The following is a 17,452-nucleotide window of genomic DNA, read 5'->3' on the forward strand; positions in this document are numbered from 1 at the left end:
AGGACCGGCCGCCGTGCAGACCGTGCAGCGGCGGCGGGTCATGGTGCGGGGAGTGGTGCAGGGCGTCGGATTCCGTCCCTATGTGTACGCACTCGCCACCGCAATGGATCTGAGCGGGCATGTGACCAACACGGGGGACGGCGTCGTCGCGGAGGTCGAGGGCGCGCCGCTCGCCGTTGCCCGGTTCTGCGCACGCCTCGCCGAGGAGGCCCCGCCCCTGGCCGTGGTGGAGTCGGTGCACGCCCAGGAAGTGCCCGTCACGGGCGGCAGCGGCTTCACCATCGTCGCCTCCCTGACCGGCGGACCGGTCCGCACCCTGGTCTCCCCGGACACGGCCACCTGTGCGGACTGTCTCGCGGAACTTGCCGACCCCGCCGACCGGCGCCACGGGCATCCCTTCATCACCTGCACGCACTGCGGACCGCGCTTCACCATCGTCACGGGCCTGCCGTACGACCGCGACCACACGACGATGGCCGGCTTCCCGATGTGCGCCGAATGCGCCCGGGAGTACAGCGATCCGGCCGACCGGCGCTTCCACGCACAGCCCGTCGCCTGTCCCGGCTGCGGGCCGCGGCTGCGGCTGATCGTGGCGCCCGCCGCCCCCGGGCTGCGGCACCGGCAGGTGGTCGCGGACGATCCGAACGACCGGAGCCTCGGCGGCCCGATCGCGGCCGATCCGATCGCCGAGACCCGCGCACTCCTGTCCGACGGAGCGATCATCGCCGTCAAGGGGCTCGGCGGCTACCACCTCGCCTGCGATGCGACGAACACCGCGGCGGTCGCCCTGCTGCGCCGCCGCAAGGCCCGCGGCGACAAGCCCTTCGCGCTGATGGCGAGGGACGTCGCCGACGTCGAACACCTCGTCCATGTGGGCGCCTTGGAACGGGAGTTGCTCGCGGGGAGCGTCCGTCCCATCGTCCTGCTGCGCCGCCGCACCGAACCGCTTCCGCGGCCGGGCGCGGTGTCACCGTCCGACGCGGTCGCTCCCGGCAGCCCGGACCTCGGCGTCATGCTCCCGTACACCCCGCTGCACCATCTGCTGCTCGGGCTCCCCGGTGACGAGGGGAGCGCGCCCCGCCTCCTCGTGATGACCAGCGGCAACATCGCCGGCGAGCCCATCGTCACCGACGACGCGGAAGCACTCGACCGGCTCGCCCACCTGGCCGACGGCTGGCTCCTGCACGACCGTCCCATCCATGTTCCGTGTGACGACTCCGTGGTGCGCGTCTGTGGCGGACAGCAGCTGACGCTGCGCCGCTCCCGCGGCTATGCCCCGCTGCCACTCACCCTGCCGGTGCCCGTCGAGCCGGCCCTCGCGGTCGGAGGCGATCTCAAGAACACCTTCTGCCTCGGCGAGGGCCGCAAGGCCTGGCTGTCCGCTCATGTCGGTGACATGGACGACCTCGCCACGCAGCACGCATTCGCCTGTGCCGAAGAGCAGTTGGAAGCCATCACCGGAGTGCGGCCGGAGCTGCTGGCGGCCGACCGTCACCCCGGATACCGCTCCGGGCAGTGGGCCGTCCGCAACGCCGAGGGCAGGCCCGTCGTACGAGTCCAGCACCACCACGCACATGTCGCCGCCACCATGGCCGAGCACGGCCTGGACGGCAGCGCGCCGGTCATCGGCGTCGCCTTCGACGGCACCGGCTACGGCGACGACGGCGCGGTGTGGGGCGGGGAGTTCCTGCTCGCGGACTACGAGGGATACACACGGTACGCACACCTCGGCTACGTCCCGCTGCCCGGCGGCGACGCCGCCGTACAGCGCCCGTACCGCATGGCGCTCGCGCATCTGCACGCGGCGGGCATCGGCTGGACGGGGGACCTGCCCTGCGTCAGAGCCTGCCCGCCGGATGAACTCCGCCTGTTGGAACAGCAGTTGGGACGCAATCTGAACTGCCTCCCCACGTCGAGCATGGGCAGGCTGTTCGATGCGGTCTCCTCGCTCCTCGGGGTCTGCCACCGGGCCGGGTACGAGGCACAGGCCGCGATCGAACTCGAAGCCGCCGCGATGGCCTCCGGCCGTGCGGACAGCGGTGGTTACGCCTTCACGATGCGCACGGCGGCACCCGGCAGCGGGGCCGCCGCCCTGACCGCCGAGCCGTCGTCCGTTCTGGCGGCGGTGGTCGACGACGTACGGGCGGGCACCCCGAAGGCCCTTGTGGCTGCGCGCTTCCACGCAGCGATCGCAGACCTCGTGCGCACGGTCTGCGCCACGGTCCGCGAGCAGCACGGTCTGCGGACCGTCGCGCTGACCGGAGGAGTGTTCGCCAACGCGCTGCTCTCCTCGGCATGTGCGCACGGGCTGCGCGAGGACGGCTTCACCGTGCTGCGCCACCACCTGGTCCCTCCGAACGACGGAGGGCTGGCACTCGGCCAACTCGTCGTGGCCGCCCGTGCGGCCGCCGGCGGGGGCGGATGACGACAGGCGCGGCACAGTACGCGCGACGCAGTACGGCAGCGAGGAGAAACGCATGTGCCTTGCGGTACCCGGCAAGGTGCTGGGAATCGAGGACCGGGACGGCACCAGGATGGCCACCGTCGACTTCGGCGGGGTGGTCAAGGAAGTGTGCCTGGAGTATCTGCCGGACCTTCAGGTCGGTGAGTACGCCATCGTCCACGTCGGATTCGCGCTGCAGCGCCTCGACGAGGAGTCGGCCCGCAAGACGCTGGAGCTGTTCGAGACCCTCGGGCTGCTCCAGGAGGAGTTCGGCGACCCGTGGGAGCCGGCCGAGCCCGACGCGAACGGACGGACGGACCAGCCCGCAGACGCCGGGGACGGCGCGGCGGCGCAGGAGGCGAAGCGTTGAAGTACATCGAGGAATTCCAGGACCCGGCCCTGGCCCGGAAACTGCTCGACGACATCCGGGCCACCGTGACCAGGCCATGGGCACTGATGGAGGTCTGCGGCGGCCAGACCCACACCATCATCCGCCACGGCATCGACCAGCTTCTGCCGGACGAGGTGGAGTTGATCCACGGCCCCGGCTGCCCCGTCTGTGTCACCCCGCTCGAGGTCATCGACAAGGCACTGGAGATCGCCTCCCGCCCCGAGGTGATCTTCTGCTCCTTCGGAGACATGCTCCGCGTCCCCGGGACCGGCCGTGACCTGTTCCAGGTCCGCGGACAGGGCGGCGACGTACGGGTGGTCTACTCGCCCCTCGATGCGCTGCGGGTCGCCCAGGAGAACCCGGACCGTGAGGTCGTCTTCTTCGGCATCGGCTTCGAAACCACCGCGCCCCCCAATGCCATGACGGTGTATCAGGCCCGCAGACTCGGCATCCCCAACTTCAGTCTGCTGGTGTCCCATGTACGGGTTCCTCCGGCCATCGAGGCGATCATGCGGTCGCCGAGCTGCCGTGTGCAGGGCTTCCTCGCCGCCGGACACGTATGCAGTGTCATGGGCACGAGCGAGTACCCGGAACTCGCCGAGCGGTTCCGCGTGCCCATCGTGGTGACGGGATTCGAGCCCCTCGACATCCTGGAAGGCGTCCGCCGGACGGTCCAGCAGCTGGAGCGCGGCGAGCACACTGTGGAGAACGCCTACCCGCGTGCCGTACAGCCGGAGGGAAACCCCGCAGCACAGGCCATGCTCGCGGACGTCTTCGAGGTCACCGACCGTGCCTGGCGGGGCATCGGTGTGATTCCCGCCAGCGGGTGGCGGCTGTCCTCCCGCTACCGCGAGTACGACGCCGAGCACCGCTTCTCCGTCACGGGCATCGACACCCGCGAACCGGCCGAGTGCCGCAGCGGCGAGGTGCTTCAGGGTCTGCTCAAGCCCCATGAGTGCGAGGCCTTCGGTACCACCTGCACCCCGCGTACGCCGCTCGGCGCCACCATGGTCTCCAGCGAGGGTGCCTGCGCCGCGTACTACCTCTACCGGCGCCTCGACCTCGAGCAGAAGACCGTGTCCCGGGAAGGGGCTTCCGTTGTCTGACACCCTGCGAGCGCCCCACCTGGGCGAGGCCGCGCTCACGGACTCCGGTGCACCGGACGTGATGGCGTGGACGTGCCCGATGCCGCTGCGCGACCAGCCGCGGGTGGTCATGGGCCACGGCGGCGGCGGCGCCATGTCCGCCGAACTGGTCGAGCACATCTTCGCACCAGCCTTCGGAGGGCCGGTGCTCGCGCAGCTGAGCGACTCCGCCGCCGTCGAGCTGGGGGGAGCGCGACTGGCCTTCTCCACCGACTCGTTCGTGGTCCGGCCGCTGTTCTTCCCCGGCGGCAGCATCGGCGATCTCGCCGTCAACGGCACGGTCAACGACCTTGCGATGAGCGGGGCCCGAGCGGCGTACATGTCCTGCGGGTTCATCCTCGAAGAGGGGGTCGAGCTGTCGGTCGTGGGACGCGTTGCGCAGGCCCTGGGCGCCGCCGCCCGCACCGCCGGTGTGGAGGTGGTGACCGGCGACACCAAGGTCGTGGAGGCAGGGCACGGCGACGGCATCTTCATCAACACCTCGGCCGTCGGACTCGTCCCGCCGGGTGTCGACCTGCGCCCGCAGCGCGTCCGACCCGGCGATGCGGTGATCGTCAGCGGCCCGATCGGTGTCCACGGCGTCGCCATCATGAGCGTGCGCGAGGGCCTCGAGTTCGGTGTGGAGATCGAGAGCGACTGCGCGGCGCTCGGCGGCCTGGTCGAGGCGATGCTCGCGGTCACCCAGGACCTTCACGTACTGCGTGACCCGACACGCGGCGGGCTGGCGGCAGCGCTCAACGAGATCGCCGCGGCCTCCGGTACGGGCGTCGTCGTCGAGGAGCGCGCCGTACCCGTCCCGCCGCCCGTCGCCAACGCCTGCGCCGTACTGGGCCTCGACCCGATGTATGTCGCGAACGAGGGCAAGCTCGTCGCTTTTGTCCCGCGGGAGCACGCCGACGCGGTCCTGGCGGCCATGCGCGCACACCCCCTGGGCAGGGAAGCGGCGATCATCGGTGAGACGGTGGGGACGCACCCCGGCATGGTGGTGGCCCGCACAGGGCTCGGGGGTACGCGCGTGGTCGACATGCCGATCGGGGAGCAGCTGCCCCGTATCTGCTGAACGGCTGCTGCACCTGCTCGACGGCAACCGTCCCACCGGCCGTGCGGTGACGCCGCACGGCCGGTGGGACGGGCCCGATGGGGCCGACGAACCGACCGCCTACTCCCGCGTGACCACCAGCAGTGCCCAGATGATGAACGCGTACAGGGCGATCAGCACGATCGACCAGAACGGGTAGTACGGGATGGTCAGGAAGTTGGCGATGATCAGCAGGCCGGCCAGGACCACTCCCGCCGCGCGTGCCCAGGTGGCCCGGGCGAACAGGCCCATCGCGACCAGGACGGCGATCACGCCCAGGATGAGCTGGATCCATCCCCAGCTGGTCAGGTCGAACTTGAAGAGGTAATTCGGCGTGCGGACGTAGATGTCGTCCTTCGCGATGGCCATGATGCCCCGGAACAGGTCCAGGAGACCGGCGATGAACAGCATCACGGCAGCGAACGTCACGAGCCCGCCGGACGCCCCCCCGGACGTTCCCGGGCGGCTTGGCGTGGTGGTCGTCATGGAGTACTCCCTTTCCTGACGGACAACGGCGGCCGGGGCCGCCGGTTCACCTCCGAGCATCTGTGGTCCGCCGCCCCGGGCCCTCACCCGCGACGGGTGAGCAGGCCGGGCGGGCCACACGGTCCGGGCATCCTGAGGCGCGGCTGCGCCCCGCGTGCGATCACCACGCCCCTCTGTGATCATTGAAGCGTTGGCACGTCCATGACCTGGCCAGATCCACCCGGGGTCGGCCGACCGGCAAGCGCTCGGCAGCAGCGAACCAGGCAAGGGACGGCCCGACGTGAGACGCCATGCCACACACGGTCGCCCCAGCAACAGGCGGTGGAGAGCCACCTCCCCATCGCCGGATTCGTGTGCGCGCAGGGAATCCGGCGCAGGCCCGATCCGGTGGTGTCGAGCGGCTGACGCCGGCGGGAGACCCCCTGCTGGCGGCGAAGTTCGCCGTCCCCGCCGTACCGCGCACGCATGTGGGCAGGAACCGGCTGCTCGACCGCCTGACCGAAGGGACGAAGGGGCCGCTGACCGTGGTCACCGGACCCGCGGGGGCCGGGAAGACCACCCTCGCCGCCGCCTGGGCGGCCACACGCCCGAGCCCCGGTCCGGTCGTCTGGCTCACCGCCGAGAACGACGACAGTGCGCCCGGGGTGTTCTGGACGTATGTCCTCGGCGCTTTCCACTGTCACCAGGTACCGCTGCCCGACTCGGTCGGCATCCCCTCGCACACCGGCGACGTCGACCACTCCCTCCTGGTTCGGCTCGCCGCCGAGCTGGCGCGCCTGCCCCAGCCGGTGGTCCTGGTGCTCGACGGGCTCGAGCGGGTCCCCGGCCGAGGAGTGGCCTCCGGTCTGGAGTTCGTCCTCGACCATGCGGGGCCCCAGCTGAGACTGGTTCTGATCAGCCGGGTGGACCCGCCGCTGCGGTTGCATCGCTACCGCGCCGAGGGCCAGATCTGCGAGATCCGCGGGGCCGAGCTGGCCTTCACCGGTCACGAGACCTCGCTCCTGCTGCGCAGGCACGGACTCTCCCCCTCGCCGGAGAGCGTGGGCGCGCTCACCAGCCGCACCGAGGGCTGGGCCGCCGGACTGCGGCTGTGCGCCCTGGCGATGCAGCAGGCCGACGACGCGGAGCAGTTCGCCCGGTCCTTCGCCGCGTCCCAGAACGCCGTCGCCGACTACCTCATCGCCGAGGTGCTCGAGGCACAGCCCGCCGCGACCCGTGACCTTCTGGTGCGTACCAGCATCCTGGACCACATTCACCCGCAGCTCGCCAACGCCCTGACCGCACGCGAGGACGCGGAGTGGATCCTGGCACGGCTCGTCCATGCGAACGCCTTCGTCGAACCGATCGGCGACACGCCCTGGCGTAGATGTCACCCGCTGTTCGCCGAGGTGCTCCGCGCCCACCTGCACAGCCGGCGCCCCGGTCTCGTACCGCAGCTGCACCACCAGGCCGCTCGCTGGTTCGCCGGCAACGACCGGCCGTCCGAGGCGCTGAAACATGCCGCTGCCGCCGGCGACTGGGGGTACGCGGCCGCCCTGCTCGTCGATCACCTCGCCGTCGGCAACTGCCTGACCGGACCCGACACGCACCGGCTGGAGCAGCTCTTCTCCGCCATGCCCGAGGACCTCCCGGGTGTCGCACCGGCACTCGTCCTGGCGGCATGTGCCCTCGCCCGTGGCGAAGCGGCGTCCGGCGGTGCGTACCTCGACCGGGCCGAGGAACTGCTCGGCAGCACAGGGGCACCCGAGGAGCGACTGACCTGCGCGCTGCTGCGCCTCCTCGTCCTCGGCGGAGGCGGAGGCGGCGGCGACACCGACACCGACGGCACGGCAGCCGAGGCTCTCGCCGCCCGGACCCGTGACCTGATGGAGCAGGTCGCGGCGCCGCAGCTCCAGCGGCATCCGGAAATCGAGGCCCTGCGCCGCTACGGGCGGGCCTGCGCGCTCCAGCTGGCCGGGCGCCTCGGCGACGCCCGCGCGGCCTTCACCGAGGCGCTGGACGTCTGCACGGCCGAGTCGGCTCCCGAGGTCCGGTGCCACTGTCTGGGCCGTCTTGCCCTGGCCGAAGCCCTTTGCGGGTCCCTGCGGGCGGCCGGGAGACACGCGTCGGAAGGGCTGGACACGGCGAAGGCGTACGGCATCACCCCCTCCCGGTGCCCCGGCAGCTGCCATCTCGCCCTGGCCGTCGTCGCCGCCGACCAGGGTGACCTCCAGGGCGCACGACGCCATCTGGGCCACGCCGTCGATGCCGGCGAGGCTCATGATCCCGTGGTCGCCGTCGAGACCGCGGTCCTGCACGCCCGGCTGGAGCTGGCGTTCGGCCAGGCCGGGTCCGCCCTCGACATCCTCGACGCCGTGCAGGCGATCCACGCCGGGGAGCCCGCGCAGCGGATGGCCGTTGCCCGCTCCGCCGTTCACCTCGCCCGCGGGGACGCCGCTGCCGCGATCGCCGCACTGCAGGCCGGCGGCCCCGGGGGGCCCGCCCACACTGTCGCCCTCTCGGCCGCCCACCTGGCCGCGGGGGAGTGCGAGGAGGCGATGCGGCTCCTCGCATCGATCGACGGGCAACAGGACATGAGCGTCGCCGACCAGGTGCGCGTGCGGCTGCTCGAAGCCCAGGCGGCGACACTGGACAAGGACGCCGCCGCAGCAGTGGGGCTGCTGGGACGCGCCATCAACACGGCTCGGCCGGAACGGCTGAGGGCCCCGTTCACGGACGCCGGCCTGTGGCTGCGGCATCTGCTGACGTCGACTCCGGAGACGGCCGATCTCCAGTCATGGCTCACCGGTCGTCCAGGCGACGCGGAGCCGCTCGTCGTCGAACACATCAGCCCCCGCGAACACGATGTGCTGCTCTGTGCCGCACAGATGATGTCGACCCAGGAGATCGCCGACGACCTGCATCTGTCCGTCAACACGGTCAAGACACATCTGAACAGCATCTACCGCAAGCTGTCCGTCTCCCGGCGCAGTCAGGCCGTCCGGCGTGCCAGGGAAGTGGGCATTCTCTGAGGTCACCTCATGCGGGTGATGCGACCCGGGCGGGGTCCGGCCGAGCATGGCAGCCAAGACCCTCACACACGGGGAGCGCTGGCATGCGATACGAGTTCCGCATCACCGGCCGCCTTTCCGCGGTCGTCGGCGATGCCTTCCCCGAGTTGGAGAAGGAGTCCGTCCCCGAGCAGACACTGCTCTTCGGCAACGTCATCGACGACGCACATCTGTACGGCTTGCTCGTGCGCTTCCAGGACCTGGGCCTGCCCGTTCTCGAAATGCGCCGGCTGCCGGAGTGACGAGCCGCGCCCGACGAGGGGAGAGGCCTTGCCCGAGTCGACCCCGAGCGTCCGCCTGACGCCGCAGGAGCGGGCCGCCCGCGGCAAGGCGGCCCGCGCCCGTATGGCTCGCTCGGGGCACGCGGGATTCGATCCCTCGGCGCACCGGCCCGACCCGGTGGAGGTGATCGAGCGCCAGTCCGCCATGCGTGTCCCGGATCTCGTGCCGATCCGGTACGGCCGCATGCTGCGGTCGGAGTTCCACTTCTACCGCGGGGCGGCCGCGGTGATGGCAGCCGACCTCGGCGCCGAGCCGGACACCCGGCTCACGGCACAGCTCTGCGGGGACGCCCACCCGTTGAACTTCGGGCTGTTCGCCTCCCCGGAGCGGCATCTGCTGTTCGACATCAACGACTTCGACGAGACCCTGCCCGGGCCGTGGGAATGGGACGTCAAGCGGCTCGCGGCCGGCTTCGCGATCGCCGGGCGCGGCAACGGGTTCACGGTGAAGCAGCGCACAGCCGTCGTACGGGCCACCGCGCAGGGCTACCGGGAGGCGATGCGCCGCTTCGCCGGGATGCGCAACCTCGATGTCTGGTACACCCGCACCGAGGTCGACCAGCTCCGTGAGCTGATGTCCGGCCGGATGGGCGAGCGCGTGCGCCGGCGACTGGACCGCCCCACGGCCAAGGCACGCACCAGGGACAGCCTGCAGGCCTTCGAGAAGCTCACCGAGGTCGTGAACGGGGTCCGCAGGATCACGCCTGACGCGCCGTTCGTCGTGCCGCTGGCCGATGTGCTTCCCGCCGTCGAGCGCGATGAGCTGAAGCACCGCCTCGGCGCACTGGTCGACCGCTACGGCAGAACGCTCACCTCGGACCGACGCCACCTCCTCGGCCAGTTCGAGCTGGTCGACGTCGCCCGCAAGGTGGTCGGCGTCGGGAGCGTCGGCACCCGCTGCTGGATCCTGCTGATGCTCGGCAGGGACGACCAGGATCCGCTGCTGCTGCAGGTCAAGGAGGCGGGCGAATCCGTGCTGGCCCCGTACGCCGGGGCGAGCACCTACGAGAACCAGGGACAACGGGTCGTCGCCGGGCAGCGGCTGATACAGGCGGCCGGCGACATCTTCCTGGGCTGGGACCAGCTCGAGGGCATCGACGGCAGGCAGCGGGACTTCCATGTACGCCAGCTGCGCGACTGGAAGGGCAGCCCCCGGCTGGACGTCATGACTCCGGGAGAGATGCGGCTTCTCGGTGAGCTGTGCGGCACCACGCTGGCCCGCGGCCACGCCCGCTCCGGCGACCGGATAGCCATCGCGTCCTACCTGGGCGGGGCCGACACCTTCGACCGCGCGATGGGGGAGTTCGCCGAGGCCTACGCCGACCAGAACGAGCGCGACCACCATGCGCTCGCCGACGCCGCAGGCACCGGACGGATCACTGTGCGGACCGGCTGAGGCGAAAAGGCGGCATGCGGTGTGCGGGGGACGCTTACCCCCGCGCTCACCCCTGACGGGTGAGGAAGCCGACGACGGGAGCGGGGACGCTGATAGCGAGCCGACTTCTCGTGTCGGCCGGGCATGGCAGGAGGAATGCGATGGACGGCCACGTCTTGCTGGCGTACGACTATCCGGTTCTCGGCGCGTTCTGGACCGTGATGTGGATCTTTCTCTGGGTCCTGTGGCTCATGCTGTTGTTCCGGATCATCATCGACATCTTCCGTGACCACGACATGAGCGGATGGGCCAAGGCCGCGTGGCTGCTGTTCGTGGTGATCGTGCCGTTCCTGGGCGTGCTGGTGTACGTGATAGCCCGCGGCAAGGGCATGGGCCAGCGTGAGTTCAGGGCGGCGAAGGACCAGCAGCAGGCCATGGACGCCTACATCCGCGAAACCGCGGGCGGTGGCGGCGGCAGTGCGCAGGAGCTTGCCAAGCTGTCGGAGCTGAAGGCCAAGGGCGACCTGACGGAGGAAGAGTTCCAGCAGGCCAAGGCGAAACTCCTGCAGTGATCCGCGCGGAGGCCGGCGGGCAGGCGCACCCGTCGCCCGGGTCACCCCGGCGACGGGCCTGCGCGCAGTGCCTCCAGCATCCGTGACAGGGCGGTCCTGGTGTCGTCCAGGTCCGTCGGGCCTGCGGACGCGGCCAGCCACAGGGCCGCCTCGTTCATGGCGCCGGAGAGCAGATGGGTCAGCGGGACGACCGGCTGGCGCGGGATGACACCCTGTTCGACCAGGGCGGCAAGCGCCTCGGCCAGGTGGCGGGCCGAGGCGGCCTCGTCCAGGGCGCGCCACTCGGTCCACCCGAGCACGGAGGGACCGTCGACCAGCATGATCCTCTGGATGTCGGGATCGGTGGCGGCGGTGAGGAACTCCTGGCAGCCGGCGGTCAGCTGGGTCCAGGGGTCGGCCTGCGCATCCGCGGCCGCGGCGACCCGCCGGCCCACCTCCTGCTGCACCTGCTCCAGCACGGCGCGGAACAGTGCGGCCTTGCTGTCGAAGTGGTGGTAGAGCGCGCCCTTGGTGACCCCGGCCGCGCCGACGATCTCCGGGAGACCGACCCCGCCGTAGCCCACCGCCGCGAACAGGCGCCTTGCCTCGCGCAGCAGGGCCTGTCTGGTCTGCTCACGCTGCTGCGCCCTGGTGGTGCCCTGCATACCGCTCTCCCTCCGTTGACATACCGGTGGTACGCCAATAGCCTTATTCGCATACCGATGGTACGCGAAAAGGAATGAGCTCCGTGCTGACCAGCTTCTATCCCGTCATCTGCACCTCCCGCCTCCAGGAGTCCCGCACCTTCTACACCGGGCTCATGGGCTTCGAGACGACCTTCGAAGCCGACTGGTACGTCAGCCTGAAGCACCCGGGGCCCGTGCCGTACGAGCTCGCGCTCCTCGACCACACCCACCCGACCCTGCCCGAGGGCTACCGCGTCCCGGTGCAGGGCATGCTTCTCAACTTCGAAGTGGCCGACGTGGATGCGGAGTGGGAGCGCCTGGTCGTCCTCGCGGGGCTGAAGCCCGAGCTGGAGATTCGCAGCGAGGACTTCGGGCAGCGGCACTTCATCATCGCCGACCCCGACGGGGTGCTGATCGACGTCATCACGCCGATCGCACCGTCCGGGGAATTCGCCGAGCAGTACGTCGCCCCTCAAGCCGGCCAGTAGCTTCCACCACCCGTCCGTACACCGGCCGGCGATGCGGGCCCGTTCCGGGCTGTTCCTCCGGGCCGCCTTCGAACAGGACGGCCGCGGCGTGAGCGGGCAGGTGTCAGGCGTTCAGCCGGCCGGGCAGCCATCGCAGCTGGGCCGCTTCCTGGAACGGGCCTCCGCCCTCGTGGTCGTTGAAGTCGTAGACCTCGATGTGCTTGTCCTCATGGGCGTACGCGTTGAACGCGGCGAACACGGTCGACGGCGGGCAGGTCTGGTCCTCGAGCGCGGCCGAGAACAGCGCGGGCGCCCGGCCGCGCGCCGCGAAGTGCACCCCGTCGAAGTACGCCAGCGTGCGCGCGGCCTGTTCGGTCCGGCCCCGGTGCGTCCTGAGGTATTCGCCCACCTCCCGGTACGGGTGACGGTCGGTGAGTGTCGTGGCGCGCGGAAAGTCGCACAGGAACGGCACGTCGGGCGCGATCGCCGCGAGATCGGGAACCAGCCCGCCGACCGCGAGCGTGATGCCGCCGCCCTGGCTGCTCCCCACGGCCGCGGTCCGCGAGGCGTCGGTCAGCGGATGCGCCCGGGCCGCCTCGACGGCGCGGACAGCGTCCGTGAACAACCTGCGGTAGTAGAACTCGTGCGGGTCCTCGATGCCGCGGGTCAGAAAGCCGGGGAGGGCGGGGGCGCTGCCCACCGGGTCGGGCGTGTCGCCCGTCGTCCAGTTGCTGCCCTGGCCGCGCGTGTCCATCACGAAGTGGCCGAACCCGGCCGACGCCCACAGCAGATGGGTGTGGGGGAGGCCGCGCCCCCCTCCGTAGCTGAGGAACTCCACCACCACCGGCACCGGTTCGCGCGTGCCGGCGGGCAGCACGAGCCAGCCCTTGACGGGGTGGCCCCCGAATCCCGCGAAGGTCACGTCGTGCACGTCCACGGAGGAGAGCCGGCAGTCCACCGGCTCGAAGCGGGCGCCGAGGTCGTGCACGCGGGCGGCGTCGAGTGTCTTCGTCCAGAACGCGTCGAAGTCCTGGGGCTCCGCGGAGCGGCTGCGGTAGGTGCGGAGCGCATCGATGGGCAGGTCGAACAGGGCCATGGGTAACCGCCTTTGAGCCTTGGATCGCACGGGACGGGTGAGCAGGTCAACACGGTCGGCCACCGCCGCGCGCTCGGCGCGCCGGAGGCGCTCAGCCGGGGAAGCGGCGTACATACCGCCGCTGCCAGGGGGTTTCCACGGCCCGGCGGTCGTAGTGCCGGCGCACGTACGCCACGGCGTCCTCGGCGGCTACCCCGTCGAGGACGGCGAGACACGCGAGGGCGGTTCCTGTCCGTCCTCGGCCGCCACCGCAGGCGATCTCCACCCGCTCGGAGCCGGCGCGCTCCCAGGCCTCGCCGAGAACCTCACGGGCCTCGGCGTGATCGCCGGGCAACCAGAAGTCCGGCCAGCGCAGCCAGCGTGAATCCCAGGAGACCTCCGGCGGCCGGCGCCCGAGCAGATGCACGGCGAATGCGGGCGCCGCCCCGGAGGGCAACGGCCGCCGCAACGCCCGCCCGCGCACTGCCCGTCCCGAGGGCAGCCGCAACACGCCGATGTCGTCAGGTTCCCATGACTCGCTCACACGCCCACGGTACGCGGCGTCCGGGACGGCACGCGCGGGCCGCGACCGCCCGTGCCGCGAGCGTGAGGGCTTTGTGTCCCGGCCCTTGCCGAGGGGCTCGGACGCTGCTATTCCATTTGGTTAGGAAACTTTACTTCCAATCAGTGGGCCGATCCCTCGGCACAGCCCGGCCCCGTCCGCCCAGCCAACGGAGACCCCCATGAGACCGGCACGGTTACGGCTACGCCCCCTCGGCAGCGTCGGCGCCCTCACCGCCGTCCTGCTCCTCGGCCTCACCGCCGCCCCCGCGGCCCCGGCCACCCCCACGTCCGCCGCGCCCGCGCCCGCGGTCGCCGTCACCTACGAGGCCGAGGACGCGACGGTCACCCAAGGACTCGTCGAGTCCGATCACGCCGGCTACACCGGCAGCGGGTTCGTCAACTACCACAACACCAGCGGCAGTCACGTCCAGTGGACGGTCACCGCCGCCCGGGCGGGCACCGCCACGCTGACCTTCCGCTACGCGAACGGCGCCACCGCCAACCGCCCGATGGACATCGCCGTCAACGGCGTACTCACCGCCGACGACAGGGCTTTCACCGGCACCGGCGCCTGGACGTCCTGGTCCACAGCGACGGTCACCACCACCCTCAAGGCCGGCTCCAACACCGTCCGGGCCACCGCCACCACTGCGAACGGCGGCCCGAACGTGGACAATCTCGCCGTGGACATCTCCCCTGCCCCCGGCGGCCGTACCCCCGTCGAGGTCAACGGACAGCTCAGGGTCTGCGGCACCAAGCTCTGCAACCAGGGGGGCAGCCCCGTCCAGCTGCGCGGCATGAGCACCCACGGACTGCAGTGGTACAGCCAGTGCGTGACCAGCGGCTCGCTGGACGCACTGGCCACCGACTGGAACGCTGATGTGCTGCGCATCTCCATGTACATCCAGGAGGGCGGCTACGAGAGTGATCCGCGCAGATTCACGGACCTCGTGCACTCGATCATCGAACAGGCCACCGCGCGCGGTATGTACGCCCTCGTCGACTGGCACATGCTCACCCCGGGCGACCCGCACCACAACCTCGCCCGCGCCAAGACCTTCTTCACGGAGATCGCGCAGCGCCACGGCGGCAAGAACAACCTGCTGTACGAGATCGCCAATGAGCCCAGCGGCGTGAGCTGGTCGCGGATCAAGAGCTACGCCGAGCAGCTCATCCCGGTCATCCGGCAGAGCGACCCGGACACCCCGATCCTCGTCGGCACCCGCGCCTGGTCCTCACTCGGTGTCTCGGAGGGCGCGGACGAGACCGAGATCGTCAACAATCCCGTCAACGCGGCCAACATCATGTACACCTTCCACTTCTACGCCGCCTCGCACGGCTCCGAGTATCTGAACACCCTGTCCCGTGCCGCCGACAGACTCCCCATGTTCGTCACGGAGTTCGGCACCCAGACCGCATCGGGGGACGGCGGCAACAACTTCACGCAGGCCCAGAAGTACCTCGATCTGATGGCGAGCAAGAAGATCAGCTGGGTCAACTGGAACTACTCCGACGACTCCCGCTCCGGAGCCGTCTTCAAGAGCGGCACCTGTGACGGCAACGGACCCTGGACCGGCACCGGACCGCTGAAGCCCGCCGGTGTGTGGGTGCGCGACCGGATCCGTACGCCGGACCGGTTCCTGACCGCTGACGCGCCGCTCGGCTGAGCGCCGATCCGCCCGCCGGCCCTGCTGCGCCCCCGCCCCCGACTGTGATCCACTGGGCGGGCGGGGGCGTACAGGAACAGCAGCAGGAGCAGCATTGACCAGCTACCGCCAGCCCGGAGTCGTTCTCACCGACCGCCGCTTCACCGTCCCGCTCGACCACCGGAACCCGGCCGGCGAACAGATCGAGCTGTACGGGCGCGAGGTCGTCGCCGCCACCCGCACGGGTGCCGACCTGCCGTGGCTGGTCTACCTGGAGGGCGGTCCCGGCCATGGCGCCCGGCGTTTCGTCGGCAAACAGGCCTGGCTCGGGCGGGCCGTACAGGACTACCGCGTGCTGCTGCTGGACCAGCGGGGCACCGGCCGCTCCACCCCGCTCAACCGTCAGACGCTCCCTCAGCGGGGCGGGCCACAGGCGCAGGCCGACCATCTCGCGCTCTTCCGCGCCGACAGCATCGTGCGCGACTGCGAGGCGATCCGGCCACGGCTCACGGGCGGAGCGCCCTGGACCGTACTGGGCCAGAGCTTCGGCGGTTTCTGTGCGACCCACTACCTGGGAGCCGCCCCGGAAGGGCTGCGCACCGTGCTGATCACCGGCGGCCTGCCGTCCCTCGACGCCCACGCCGACGACATCTACCGGGCGGCCTATCCGCGTATCCAGCGCAAGGTCGAGGCCCACTACGACCGTTACCCGCAGGACGTGGAGCGCGTCCGGCGTGTCGCCGTCCACCTCGCCGAGCGCAAGACCGTGCTGCCCGGCGGCTATGTGCTCACGCACGAGGCGTTCCAGTCCCTCGGGATCCTGCTCGGGAGCGAGGACGGCACCCACCGGCTGCACTATCTCCTCGAGGACGCCTTCGTGCGCACAGGTTCCGGCCATGAGCTCTCCGACACCTTCCAGGAGGCCGTGCACGCCGTCCTCTCGTTCGCCGGGCATCCGCTGTACGCCGCGCTCCACGAGGCGATCTACGCCCAGGGCGGCACAGCGACCGCCTGGGCGGCCGAGCGCGTACGGGCCGAGTTCCCGCAGTTCGACGCGGGGGCGGCGCTGTCCGGCGACGGCCCGCTGCTGTTCACCGGCGAGTCGATCCACCCCTGGCACTTCGAGGTCGACCCCACGCTGCGCCCGCTGCACGAGTGCGCCGAACTGCTGGCCGCCCGCAGCGACTGGGAGCCGCTGTACGACCCTGCGCGGCTCGCCGCGAACCAGGTGCCGGTTGCCGCGGCGGTCTACCACGACGACATGTACGTCGACACGGCCCACTCGCTGCGGACCGCACGCGCCGTGCGTGGGCTGCGCACCTGGGTCACCGACGAGTACGAGCACGACGGGGTGCGCGCCGGCGGGCAGCGCGTACTCGACCGGCTGCTGTCCCTTGCCCGCGGCGAACTCTGACGGCCGGTCAGGGAACGTATCCTGCGCCCATGACCGAGCAGACGAGCGATCACGGAACCCCGCAGCTCGAAGAGATGCCCGCCGACTGGCAGCGCGCGCTGGCCGTCGTCGCGCACCCGGACGACCTCGAGTACGGCTGCTCTGCCGCGGTCGCGCAGTGGACCGACGGCGGGCGGGAGGTCGTGTACCTTCTCGCCACCCGGGGCGAGGCGGGCATCGACACCATGGACCCGGCCACATGCGCGCCGCTGCGCGAGCGCGAGCAGCTGGCGAGCGCCGCGGTCGTGGGCGTCTCCACCGTGGAGTTCCTGGACCACGAGGACGGTGTGATCGAGTACGGGACCCGGCTGCGCCGGGACATCGCTGCTGCCGTCCGCCGGCACCGCCCGGAGCTGGTGATCACCCTCAATCACCGTGACACCTGGGGCGGTACGGCCTGGAACACGCCCGACCACCGGGCCGTCGGCCGGGCGGCCCTGGATGCGGCCTCCGACGCCGGAAACCGGTGGATCTTCCCCGAGCTCATCTCCGAACAGGGCCTCGAGCCGTGGAACGGAGTGCGGTGGGTGGCGGTCGCCGGATCGAGCACGCCCACGCACGCCGTCGACGCGGGCCCGGGCCTCGACCGCGCCGTGCGCTCCCTGCTGGAGCACCGCACCTATCTCGAGGTGCTGACGGACCAGGACCCGGAGAAGTACTGCCGTACGTTCCTCGGCGGCGCCACCCGGGCCGCGGCGGCGCGCTTCGGCGGCAGGCCGGCCGTCACGTTCGAGCTGTTCGGGCGCTGAGCGCGAGCGGGT

Annotated in this window: 16 protein-coding genes; 12 read left to right on the forward strand and 4 right to left on the reverse strand. The window is 71.2% G+C overall.

What is annotated here, in order from left to right; translation table 11 throughout:
- The first annotated feature begins 40 nt into the window (after positions 1-40).
- From hypF to hypE, 4 genes are all read left to right on the forward strand, one after another.
- Positions 41-2,425: a carbamoyltransferase HypF gene (gene hypF, locus ABZ208_RS05290; protein ID WP_356908335.1), complete on the forward strand. Its 2,385-nt coding sequence runs from the start codon at positions 41-43 to the stop codon at positions 2,423-2,425.
- A gap of 52 nt (positions 2,426-2,477) precedes the next feature.
- Complete coding sequence (locus tag ABZ208_RS05295) at positions 2,478-2,813, forward strand: HypC/HybG/HupF family hydrogenase formation chaperone (RefSeq protein ID WP_356908233.1); 336 nt, start codon at positions 2,478-2,480, stop codon at positions 2,811-2,813.
- Entirely contained in the window at positions 2,810-3,940 is a 1,131-nt protein-coding gene (hypD, locus tag ABZ208_RS05300) for a hydrogenase formation protein HypD (protein WP_328393002.1), read from the forward strand. The genes ABZ208_RS05295 and hypD overlap by 4 nt, the downstream gene beginning before the upstream one ends.
- Positions 3,941-4,001: 61 nt before the next feature.
- Positions 4,002-5,039: a hydrogenase expression/formation protein HypE gene (gene hypE / locus ABZ208_RS05305; protein ID WP_356908336.1), complete on the forward strand. Its 1,038-nt coding sequence runs from the start codon at positions 4,002-4,004 to the stop codon at positions 5,037-5,039.
- 99 nt (positions 5,040-5,138) lie between these two features.
- Here hypE and ABZ208_RS05310 read toward each other — a convergent pair whose 3' ends face one another.
- Complete coding sequence (locus ABZ208_RS05310) at positions 5,139-5,543, reverse strand: hypothetical protein (RefSeq protein WP_356908234.1); 405 nt, start codon at positions 5,541-5,543, stop codon at positions 5,139-5,141.
- Between the two features lie 353 nt (positions 5,544-5,896).
- Here ABZ208_RS05310 and ABZ208_RS05315 point away from each other — a divergent pair, with 353 nt between their 5' ends.
- From ABZ208_RS05315 to ABZ208_RS05330, 4 genes are all read left to right on the forward strand, one after another.
- On the forward strand, positions 5,897-8,554 hold the full coding sequence (locus ABZ208_RS05315) for a LuxR C-terminal-related transcriptional regulator (protein ID WP_356908235.1): 2,658 nt from the start codon (positions 5,897-5,899) through the stop codon (positions 8,552-8,554).
- Between the two features lie 83 nt (positions 8,555-8,637).
- Entirely contained in the window at positions 8,638-8,835 is a 198-nt protein-coding gene (locus ABZ208_RS05320) for a hypothetical protein (protein ID WP_356908236.1), read from the forward strand.
- Positions 8,836-8,938: 103 nt separating this feature from the next.
- Positions 8,939-10,270: a DUF2252 domain-containing protein gene (locus ABZ208_RS05325; RefSeq protein ID WP_356908337.1), complete on the forward strand. Its 1,332-nt coding sequence runs from the start codon at positions 8,939-8,941 to the stop codon at positions 10,268-10,270.
- Between the two features lie 140 nt (positions 10,271-10,410).
- Positions 10,411-10,821: an SHOCT domain-containing protein gene (locus ABZ208_RS05330; RefSeq protein WP_356908237.1), complete on the forward strand. Its 411-nt coding sequence runs from the start codon at positions 10,411-10,413 to the stop codon at positions 10,819-10,821.
- Between the two features lie 41 nt (positions 10,822-10,862).
- Here the strand turns inward: ABZ208_RS05330 and ABZ208_RS05335 are convergent, their stop codons facing one another.
- On the reverse strand, positions 10,863-11,465 hold the full coding sequence (locus tag ABZ208_RS05335) for a TetR/AcrR family transcriptional regulator (protein WP_356908238.1): 603 nt from the start codon (positions 11,463-11,465) through the stop codon (positions 10,863-10,865).
- A 74-nt stretch (positions 11,466-11,539) separates the two neighbouring features.
- Between ABZ208_RS05335 and ABZ208_RS05340 the strand changes: the two genes are divergently transcribed.
- On the forward strand, positions 11,540-11,974 hold the full coding sequence (locus tag ABZ208_RS05340; RefSeq protein ID WP_356908239.1) for a VOC family protein: 435 nt from the start codon (positions 11,540-11,542) through the stop codon (positions 11,972-11,974).
- Positions 11,975-12,077: 103 nt separating this feature from the next.
- Here ABZ208_RS05340 and ABZ208_RS05345 read toward each other — a convergent pair whose 3' ends face one another.
- Complete coding sequence (locus ABZ208_RS05345) at positions 12,078-13,049, reverse strand: acetylxylan esterase (RefSeq protein WP_356908240.1); 972 nt, start codon at positions 13,047-13,049, stop codon at positions 12,078-12,080.
- A 91-nt stretch (positions 13,050-13,140) separates the two neighbouring features.
- The gene (locus ABZ208_RS05350) at positions 13,141-13,572 is read right to left on the reverse strand and encodes a protein phosphatase (RefSeq protein ID WP_356908241.1); all 432 of its coding nucleotides are present in this window, start codon (positions 13,570-13,572) and stop codon (positions 13,141-13,143) included.
- 199 nt (positions 13,573-13,771) lie between these two features.
- On the opposite strand from ABZ208_RS05350, the gene ABZ208_RS05355 reads away from it, so the two are divergent.
- The 3 genes from ABZ208_RS05355 (at position 13,772) to ABZ208_RS05365 (ending at position 17,440) form a co-directional block, all read left to right on the forward strand.
- On the forward strand, positions 13,772-15,259 hold the full coding sequence (locus ABZ208_RS05355; RefSeq protein ID WP_356908242.1) for a cellulase family glycosylhydrolase: 1,488 nt from the start codon (positions 13,772-13,774) through the stop codon (positions 15,257-15,259).
- 94 nt (positions 15,260-15,353) lie between these two features.
- Positions 15,354-16,652 carry an alpha/beta fold hydrolase gene (locus ABZ208_RS05360; RefSeq protein WP_356908243.1) on the forward strand — a complete coding sequence of 433 codons (1,299 nt, stop codon included), beginning with the start codon at positions 15,354-15,356 and terminating at the stop codon, positions 16,650-16,652.
- Positions 16,653-16,681: 29 nt separating this feature from the next.
- Entirely contained in the window at positions 16,682-17,440 is a 759-nt protein-coding gene (locus ABZ208_RS05365) for a PIG-L deacetylase family protein (protein ID WP_356908244.1), read from the forward strand.
- Positions 17,441-17,452 lie beyond the last annotated feature (12 nt).

It is taken from the genome of Streptomyces sp. NPDC006208 (genome assembly GCF_040613775.1).
Taxonomy (GTDB): domain Bacteria; phylum Actinomycetota; class Actinomycetes; order Streptomycetales; family Streptomycetaceae; genus Streptomyces.

Coding starts and splice junctions, on each gene's coding strand:
- ABZ208_RS05340 (WP_356908239.1), top strand. CDS start 11,540: ATGAGCTCCGTGCTGACCAGCTTCTATCCCGTCATCTGCACCTCCCGC.
- ABZ208_RS05310 (WP_356908234.1), bottom strand. CDS start 5,543: ATGACGACCACCACGCCAAGCCGCCCGGGAACGTCCGGGGGGGCGTCC.
- ABZ208_RS05365 (WP_356908244.1), top strand. CDS start 16,682: ATGACCGAGCAGACGAGCGATCACGGAACCCCGCAGCTCGAAGAGATG.
- ABZ208_RS05295 (WP_356908233.1), top strand. CDS start 2,478: ATGTGCCTTGCGGTACCCGGCAAGGTGCTGGGAATCGAGGACCGGGAC.
- ABZ208_RS05355 (WP_356908242.1), top strand. CDS start 13,772: ATGAGACCGGCACGGTTACGGCTACGCCCCCTCGGCAGCGTCGGCGCC.
- ABZ208_RS05345 (WP_356908240.1), bottom strand. CDS start 13,049: ATGGCCCTGTTCGACCTGCCCATCGATGCGCTCCGCACCTACCGCAGC.
- hypF (WP_356908335.1), top strand. CDS start 41: ATGGTGCGGGGAGTGGTGCAGGGCGTCGGATTCCGTCCCTATGTGTAC.
- ABZ208_RS05330 (WP_356908237.1), top strand. CDS start 10,411: ATGGACGGCCACGTCTTGCTGGCGTACGACTATCCGGTTCTCGGCGCG.
- ABZ208_RS05335 (WP_356908238.1), bottom strand. CDS start 11,465: ATGCAGGGCACCACCAGGGCGCAGCAGCGTGAGCAGACCAGACAGGCC.
- ABZ208_RS05325 (WP_356908337.1), top strand. CDS start 8,939: ATGGCTCGCTCGGGGCACGCGGGATTCGATCCCTCGGCGCACCGGCCC.
- hypE (WP_356908336.1), top strand. CDS start 4,002: ATGGCGTGGACGTGCCCGATGCCGCTGCGCGACCAGCCGCGGGTGGTC.
- ABZ208_RS05320 (WP_356908236.1), top strand. CDS start 8,638: ATGCGATACGAGTTCCGCATCACCGGCCGCCTTTCCGCGGTCGTCGGC.